This is a genomic window from Pseudomonas fluorescens (assembly GCF_902497895.1).
Classification (GTDB): Bacteria; Pseudomonadota; Gammaproteobacteria; order Pseudomonadales; family Pseudomonadaceae; genus Aquipseudomonas; species Aquipseudomonas fluorescens_BP.
On record NZ_CABVHQ010000005.1, the window covers coordinates 150,488 to 159,213 of the forward strand.

The 8,726-nt window shown below is 57.6% G+C and carries 6 protein-coding genes; 1 reads left to right on the forward strand and 5 read right to left on the reverse strand.

What is annotated here, in order from left to right; all coding sequences use genetic code 11:
- Positions 1-355 precede the first annotated feature (355 nt).
- Entirely contained in the window at positions 356-1,162 is an 807-nt protein-coding gene (locus tag F8N21_RS04350) for a hypothetical protein (RefSeq protein ID WP_150640956.1), read from the forward strand.
- Positions 1,163-1,361: 199 nt separating this feature from the next.
- On the opposite strand, the gene F8N21_RS04355 is transcribed toward F8N21_RS04350, so the two are convergent.
- From F8N21_RS04355 to F8N21_RS04375, 5 genes are all read right to left on the reverse strand, one after another.
- Positions 1,362-2,429, reverse strand: a complete 1,068-nt coding sequence (locus F8N21_RS04355; protein WP_318184088.1) for a hypothetical protein — start codon at positions 2,427-2,429, stop codon at positions 1,362-1,364.
- 167 nt (positions 2,430-2,596) lie between these two features.
- Positions 2,597-2,860, reverse strand: coding sequence for a PAAR domain-containing protein (locus F8N21_RS04360; protein ID WP_150640958.1), 264 nt, complete (start codon positions 2,858-2,860; stop codon positions 2,597-2,599).
- Positions 2,861-3,122: 262 nt separating this feature from the next.
- Positions 3,123-3,695, reverse strand: a complete 573-nt coding sequence (locus F8N21_RS04365; RefSeq protein ID WP_150640959.1) for a lysozyme inhibitor LprI family protein — start codon at positions 3,693-3,695, stop codon at positions 3,123-3,125.
- Entirely contained in the window at positions 3,677-6,343 is a 2,667-nt protein-coding gene (locus F8N21_RS04370; protein WP_150640960.1) for a hypothetical protein, read from the reverse strand. Before F8N21_RS04370 ends, F8N21_RS04365 begins: the two co-directional genes overlap by 19 nt.
- A 27-nt stretch (positions 6,344-6,370) precedes the next feature.
- Positions 6,371-8,726 (reverse strand): type VI secretion system Vgr family protein (locus F8N21_RS04375; protein WP_150640961.1); only part of this gene is annotated, 2,356 nt, incomplete at its 5' end.

An 8,726-nucleotide genomic window follows, 5' to 3' on the forward strand; every position in this document is an offset into this window, starting at 1 on the left:
GCTGGCCAAAGACACCCGCACCTGAGAACCCCCAAAACGGCGGCCGCTTTCATTTGAATGAAAGCGGCCGCGCTGTTTTGACCTCCTGCCGGTTATCCCCTGCCATGGGCATTCGGTTATTGTCGAGCCTGGAGCGAATTCAAATCCACATAGAACCCAATCAATAATGAATCATCAGTGTTAAGTGCACGATACAAGTTGTATCAACTCTTTTGCACAATAGACACTTATAACAATACTTTTTCAGCCCTTGGTCAATTCAACTGACCTCGCCTGCCATTTGCACGAGCTAGTATTTAAATACTGGACCCAACAACACTCTCACTTATTACTTATAACAAAAGTGAGGCACAAAATGGCAATATTAAAATTAACTCCGGCACTGCGGGCTGAATATCAAACGCTGTTCAATAACTGCCTGATCCGGCCGGATCGCATGGCCATCGTCAATACCTTGGTCGAGCGCCTGAATCAGCACCGAGACACTTACCAAAGCGTTGCCAACGAGGTCGGCGTCCCCTGGGGCTTTGTGGCGGTCATTCACAACATGGAGGCCAGCCAGCGTTTCGACGGACACTTGCATAATGGCGACCCGCTCACGGCCCGTACCTTTCATGTTCCGGCAGGCCGGCCGGCCAAGGGCAATCCGCCGTTCAAGTGGGCTGAAAGCGCAGCCGATGCCTTGCGCATGAAAAAGCTCGGCCCCGCGACCGACTGGACGCTGCCTGGCACCTTGTTTCAACTGGAACTGTTCAACGGCACAGGTTATCGGCGTTTTCATCCGCACGTGTTGACGCCTTACCTATGGAGTTTTTCCAATCACTACAAAAGCGGCAAGTACATTGCCGACGGCACCTGGTCGGAAACCGCAGTCTCGGCCCAATGTGGTGCGGCCGTATTGTTGCGGCGCATGGCGGAGAACGGATTCCTCGACTTCGAAGATCAGCCGACCCCTGTTGAAGGTGCCCGGCCAATCATCGTGAATCACTCCAACAAGAAACCCACCGATCCCGCCGAACTGGCAAAAGCCATCGCCTTGCAGAACTGGTTGAATACTTTCCCGGGGATCTTCGTCAAAGTCGACGGCGCCCCCGGTGATCGCACGTCAGCGGCGTTTTTCAAAGTGACAGGGCGGTTTCTGCCGGGAGATCCCAGGGGGTAGTAAGGTTTGGGGTGAGGCCTGCGAGGGCCATGCTTGGGCGCACCGGGCAATTCCAAATCATTTGCCGGTCACTGCCGGCCGCAAGACCCAGCGATTCAGGGGAGTCCCAAACCAACACACCCAGGATCACACCGGTCAGCAACAGCAGGCCAACCAACACACCCATCCCTACAGAGCGTCGAAACTGCATTCGAGATTCCTATTTCGAAAGTGGTGACACAGGCATCAACACCGTGCCCCAGAGTCCGGCCGTGGCAGGGCCACCACCGCTGAAAATGAATTGTGGCCCGGCGCCGCGCTCAATCGTCTGCACCGCAGCGCCGATGGCGAGCCAAGGTGATGCTTTCCCCGGATGCCCAAGCAACGCATCGAGGTTGCACAAACCCCGCGGCTGCTTGACCGGCATGGGGACGTCAATCAACACGGTCGCAATGGCGGCATGACGTTGTGGATCGATACCCACCCGCCAGGCCTGCTCGATTGACTTCGCTTCAAGCGGCACCCAGTCGAGAGCTTGACGCGTGGCGTAGAGCAGATCAGCGTCGGTGGGCTTGCGCTCTTGCTCAGGACGGTGGAGGTAGGCGATCGGCGCCAAGGTGGTTTGCGTCAGACGATTGCCGAACAACAAGCCGACGGCGACTTCTGCCGTGCCCTCGAGCTTTTCCGGTGCAAGCTGCACTGCCAGCACCAGCAGCAAGGCCTGATCCCCGATGCGCTGGTCGAGCCACTGATCCACCGCGGCCAGTCCACTGCCCTCGACAGGTACCGTCGATTGGCGGATGCCGGACTCTCGCCATATCTTTCGCCACGCCGGGCGCCACTGGTCTTCTGGTAACCTGCAGTCGACCTCCAGTAGCAGGGCCAAAGGTTTATCGTCAGACACTTGCGCCAGGATCGGCGCCAGGTCAGCGAGCCTCTGCTCCAATACACTCAACAGCACCGCTTCCAGGTCTTCACCTGAGTCATCAATTAAGCGGCTGTGACTCACAGTTGCACCGTCCATCCTGGACGGTTGCGTCTTCAGCGCCTCGGTCCCGCTCAGCAAAGCTTCGAGTTGTGCGGTTGGCTCGTCCGCTAAATCATGCAAGGCGGTATGCAAGCTCACACCCAACACCTGCTGCGAGCGTCGCCCATGACGAATCTTGCGGATCATGTCTTCTTCGCGGGCTTCATCCCAGCCATCGGCGGCAGACTGTTCGCCGATGTGAAATAGCACTCGCACGAAACCCAGCACACACCAACCGAGGATCGGCAGGCCTAAGGCCAAGCTCCAGAAATCAACAGGCCTCTGGCGCAATGGTTGAGCGCCGAACAATAACGTCCCTCCCACACCCAGCAATAAACACAGCAACAGCAAGACGAGCCAAAGCCAGATGCGAGGTCGGCCAGGACGCAGCGCGAGAGCAGGTACTTTATCCAGTCTGACTGGCATGACTAACTCGCCCTCGCTTCAGACAATGAGGAAATTAATGCACAATCACAGGCACAAAAATGACCGTCAAATGCAACCGGAATACCGATGCCTTTACACACTGGATGCCCTTCTGCGATCACCGTACGGCCATGGCCAGGAATCGGGCACAGCACCGGATCTCCCTCACGAACCACACGGATACTTGCAAACTTCACCACAACCGAACCTGAGAAAACGGTGCGGCCGCTGGTTGTTATGTCACCAATATGGATGATGCCTTTCATGCTTTATCCCTATTCAAAAAACTCAACTCCGTGTTTGACCACACAGCTTTCCCACACCTTCTCGGCGAGTTATCAATCCCCAGCCCCGTGCTCACTCAATGTAGTTCGAAAGGATTGGAACAATGGAGGCTGCTCATTTTCCCGTTTGCGATTGGGATGGAGCATTTTCGTAGCTGCTCTCCCGTAGGCTCCAATATAAATAAAGGTCTCGCCATCACTATATTTTTCCTCTTACTTATTTCTAATGCTCCAATTTTTCTACCTACATACCCTGAAATTTCATTCGAGCTCGACAGAGCTTTCCTTCTTCCGCATGAACAAGGCCTGTCAGCTCACAATTTTTTTCATAATATTCAGCCTCTTCAGGATACTGGTCCACGCTTTCAATGTACGACAGGATTTCCTCCCTTGTTTTTGATGAAACACTACTCATGATTGAAAGTGCATTGTAGAAACCATCACCATTTGCTCCTGTCTCCAAATAAACCAACTCCACCAATCTTGATGAGGTCAAGGTAATAAGACACCCTATTTTCTCAATTCCAGACTCATCACCTGGGTATACAGAATCGTAAACATTATTGCAGTGAGCGTCTCTGTATTTAATCCACGCCCGCTCCCCTTCCAAAAGTAAGTTTTTATTAGGAAATTTAGGGTCTGATACCAGTATTCCGTATTGTTCATTAAGCTTCTTGTCAACTCGCTTATATGAAGAGGTCGCGCACTCTAAAATATCCCTAGTGACAGGACTATTTGGATTGCAATCACTGTTAGCAACAACGAGTGGAACCCAAAAAAAGCTAGAGAAATATGCCATTAATCCCAGCAGTCGCATTTTAAACCCTTTTCAAAAAGTCTAGCCTCATCTTCTCGGCGAGTTACCAACCCCCCGAGCCCCGCTTTTCCTACCCAAAGTCTTTTCATCGAGCGAAGCCTAGATGGAATGTTTTCTGGACTAAAATCCAATAAGTCATCATTTATTTGTTTCATCTCCAAACGGGAATCGGTATTTGGCTGCGTAAAAGAATTGCCCCTGTTAACCACAAGTGATAGCAGTGCACCTTGGCAATGTGGATGCAAGCCCATTACTCCGGGGTAAGTATTGATTACCAACTGCGCATAACGTTTTTTCATTATTATAGCAAGGGTGATGGAATCTTCTTTGCTTATTGATATATGACTGACAGAGCTCAAGACATTTCTCGCTTGGTCACCTTGTTTTCCAACGGCAACTATCAGAGCTTCAATATCTGGCTGACTATAGATTTGGGCAAGATCATGACGAACTTGAGCTATCGTTTGCTGCCCCAAGTCATACCCATATCCAACAGTAACTCCGCTCGCCCCAGCTGGCACATAGGGATATTTACTATATCCTTCCTTTTCCAGAATCAATTCAAATGACTCTTTAGAGACAACAAGGGAACCAGTGGTGCTCTCCAGCTTGTAGGTTTCAACAATACACTCTTTAGGGCATTCAACATTAAACCTCACTACCAAGCCAATTGGATGAAAGTGATACGCCTTTCCCCACGACGGCAATCCCACTTTCTCCGCGACCTCACTCCACCAACTCAGTTGCTCGATCCGCTGCTTCTCCGCCAACCAATTCAAGTGCGGAGTCGAGCCGCTATGGCCGAGTAATTCATCCAGCGCGTCCCACTTCTGCGGCTGGTGAAACCACTCGCTTTCTTTACGGATGATCAATTGCGAGATCGCTTGCGCGTGGGCCGGTAGGCGGAGGGCCGCCTGCAGTTCTTCGGCGGTCATCTTGCCGTCGCGGTTGCGGTCGATAATGTCGTACAACCGGCTTTTCATCGGTCCCTGGTCGTCTTTGTCGGCCAAGGGACGGTAGAGCTCGCGTTGCGCTTCACTGAAACGGTCGACGGCACTAAGGAACGAGGCCATGGCGTGTTTGGGCCTGCTGTAGTCGATAATGAGGTCATAGCCTTCCCATGACCACGGACTGACCCAAGGAGTGACGCCCACCTCTTCGCGCACCCAGCCGTCGAGCAGGTTGTGGTCCGCGTCGTTCAGCAGCCCACCCAGGCGATACCAGTTGCTGGCTTTGCGGCTATCGCTCGCGGCCACCTGGATTTTTCTGTTGGCCGGCAGACCATCAAGCCAGCTTTTGGGGACTAACAAGTCGGCAGCACTGAGTGGGCTGGCTGCACTCAACATTTTCAGTTGTGCGGCAGTGGCATTTTCTTGATGAGTCACCACAGCGGTGCCTTGGGCGAGCTTCAACCAGGTTCTGTCTTTCTCCGGCAGGCGCTGGGCCCAGGCTCGACTGGCTTCGATGAATGAATCGACGTCATCGCCACTGAACACTTCCAGATGCAGCTTCTCTTCTGGCTGGTCCGCGCCGCCGTCCTGATACCGGCCAAGGTGGCCGATCAACTCTCCGGCCTTGATCGGGATGGGCCGGTCGAGCACCACCACCCGATCCTGCGCCAGCGGTTCCAGGGCGCCTTGCAGCGATTTGAAATGCACGTACTGGTCGATGCGTTCCAGCTTGCGGTAGTCGCCTTCACCGCTGACCGTGACTTGCGTGCCATCCGGGAGTTTCTCGAGAACGGCGCTGTGAAGGCTCGGTTCGGCGTAGACATCGAGCGAGCCCCAGCGTGTCGCGACGTGATATTGGTCACCGGCAATCTGCCTCAGATCGCTGATGGAAACATAGCCGCGTAGCGAGCCCTCGGCGTTGGTCAGCTTGGCCGGTCCGAGGGTGTTCTCTAGCTTGCGGTAATCACCGTCGCCGCTGACCGTCACCTCCGCCCCCCGTGGCAGGAGGTCGAGCACCTTGCCCTGCCGCCGCGCCTGGTTGCGCACGTTCAGGCCGCGTTGCTCCGGGTCGCCGGGGCGTACGTCGTTCACCGTCGCCTTGACCCGACGGACCACTCCCTCGGGCCAGAACGCCGGGCGAACCAGTGCGGCACCCGCCTGGTAAACCGCCCAGTCCTGCAGGTGCAGGTACAGGCTGTAGAAGGTCAGGCTCGGCGGTGTGTCCGGGCTGCCCTCGAGCTTCGGCGCTTGCAGGCGATGGCGGACCAACACGAAATTGCGCGAGAAGGGTTTCTTTACGGACAGCTTGTGGACCCAGTAGGCCGTGGTCGGCGAGTGCTGGTCGATGCGGTAAGCCACCACCTCTCCATCGGCCAGGCACTGCACGCTGGATTGATCCAGGCCGTCGGCGGTGCCGCTGTCGAAATGCACGCCGCCGTGCCAGAGGCCATTGATCCCCAGCGGATAATAGCCCGCCGTCGCCTTGGCCAAGTGGGTCAACTGCTGCAGCGGGTTGCGCGGGTCCTTGAACGGATGGCTCCAGTTTTTCAGCGGTTGCAATGCGTCGGTACTGGATTCCGGAGACAACTGGACGGGCCGGGTGTCGGGCGTCGGCAAGATCGGGGCATCGCGCACATCAAACCGAGAGTTCCGGTCACTGGAGCGCCGTCCAAAAAGCCAAGTGAACAAGTTACTCATGTAGTGTTTCGCTCCTTGCAAAGGGGGTCAGCCAGAGATATCCGTACGCCTTAGAGACTCGGTTTCATGCTCGGTCAATTGAGGCAACGGCGGCATTTCCAGCGCCTGCCTGGCTGCTCCGCTGTACTCGAAATGCGCCGCCTTGACGGTGTAGTCACCCTCCGTCCCGGATTCGATGCTGTAAGGATCCAGAGTGATGTAACTGCCGCCGGCGTTGAGGGTGATTTTCTTCTTGGCGGTGATGTGGATTTCGTCTTCGGTGCTGGTGATCTGCAGCCCATGCCGGGCCATCAGCTCCAGCGTGTCGTTCTGCGCCTGCACCCTCACCGGTCCCTGATTAGCGATCAGCTTGATCCCAAGCTTGCGCACGAACAGGCTGACCCCCTGCCCCACGCCGATGAACAGACGCTTGACCACGCTGAGGTCAGCTTCGCCGCCGGCGTTGAGCATCAGGTTGTTTTGCGCCGCCAGTTGCAGATGGTTGCCGCTGCTCAGCGCAATGCCCTGGGGCGCACTGAGCAGCAGGACGGACGACTTGAGCTGCTCCAGGTCTTGCTTGAGCAGGTTCAGTTGCGCCTGCACATCCGCCGGATCGGCCTGGCTCGCCTGGGCATCGGCGGAGAGGTTTTGCAGTTGGTCGCCGGCCTGTTGCAGGCGGCCCATGGCCGCGCTCATGTCGAGCACCTGGCCTTGGGCTTTGGGCTGTTCATCGGCACTGATGAACAGGCCCTTTCCGCCCCTTATGGCCCCCCACTCATCAGTCCGCAGTTCAAACCCTTCGCCACGTTTCTGCTTCTTGGCATCCACCACATGCCCCAGGTTCAGCTGGCTCTTGCCGCCATACTCAGTACTGAGCTTGATGTGTTCCTGGCCGCGGTTGTCCTCCAGGCGCAGTTTGTTGTTGGCCGGGGTGCGCAGTACGTTGCGGGTGTAGTCACGTTTGCCCAGGGTCACGTGATCGGGGTGCTGGCTGTCGTGCAGGGCGTGGGCGATGTAGGGGCGGTCCGGGTCGCCTTGTTCGAAGGCCACCGCGACTTCGGTGCCGGCGATCAGTGGCAGGTGCAGGCCGTGGGTGTCGCCGGCGTAGGGTCGGGCCAGGCGCAGCCAGGCGCTTTCCCGGCCGGCGGGCCACTGATCGCGGTCGAACAGGAAGTGCACCCGGTAGCGCCCTTGCAGGTCGATCTCGGCGTAAGGATCATGTTTCTGCGGGCTGCTGACGCGGGCCGGCAGGGTCCCGGCGATTTGCGGCTTGGCCAGCAACGGCGGGCGGAAGCACACGTTTTCCGAGTAGGGAATGGCCTCGAAACGGGCTTCGAAGCTGGCATCGCGCGCGGCGTGGGTCGTTAGCCGGGTGATCACCGCGCCGGGGGCGAAGGCCTGCGGTGCACCGCCGGCGATTTTCAGCACCTGGCCGGGAGCCAGGCTGGCGCTGCTGCTGACCCCGCTGAGCTGGGTCTGGCCGTTGAGGTAGCGCTCGTGGCGCAGGCGTGCGTAGAAGTAGCCGCTTTCGCTTTGCAGGTCTTCGTCCAAGGCCAGGGGATCGCCGAGCACGCTGTAGGGTTCGGCGTAGTGGTAGGCCTCGCCGTAGGTGGTCTTGGCGCCGCGGCTGTGGTCGATGTCACCGTCGAGCCAGGCGCTGGCGTCAAGGGGCTGGTAGGCGCGGATGTTGACGTGCTGCTCCACCACCTGGTGGTGGGTCTGCAGGTGCCACACGCCATCCTGGCCGCTGCTCAGTCCGGCGGGCGGACGGTACGCCAGTTCGACGTCGAACTGGTAGGCGCGCTGGTCGTCGTGGAACTCGACCACGTCGATGTTCAGGCGTTCGTCGCTGGTGAAGCGGTACCAGATGCCGACCTCGGCCAGCAGCCGGGCGATGAAGGCCAGGTCGCTTTCGCCGTATTGCATGACCTGTGCGCGTTTGGGGTATTTGCGGTGCAGGTCGAAGAAGAAATCCTGGCCCCGGAAGTCGTGGCGGCGGCGCAGGATCTGGTCGACGATCTCCGGCACCGACTGGTGCTGGTACAGGCGAAATTGCCGGCCGCGACCGAGCAGGGCCAGGCGCGGTTCGAGGGTGATTTCGTAGCGGGCTTCGTCGTTGGAGCCGGACAAGCGCTTGAAGCTACTGATCACCCCGTGCAGCGTGCGCAGCGGCTTGACCTCGGGCACACTCAGGCCGAGGAACGGCAGCTTTTGCGGTACGGCGTGCAGGCTGAAACGGGCGTCCTTGCCGAGCAACTGGTGGGCGGCCAGGTCGTGCTCGGGGCAGGTGAATTCCACGCGGTAGTGGAACGGTTGGCTCAGGCCTTCTTCGCCGTGGAAGGTCAGGACGTCGAGCGCTGCGTCGACATTGCGGACCCAGAGGGTGTGCCGGCTGTGGTCGAAG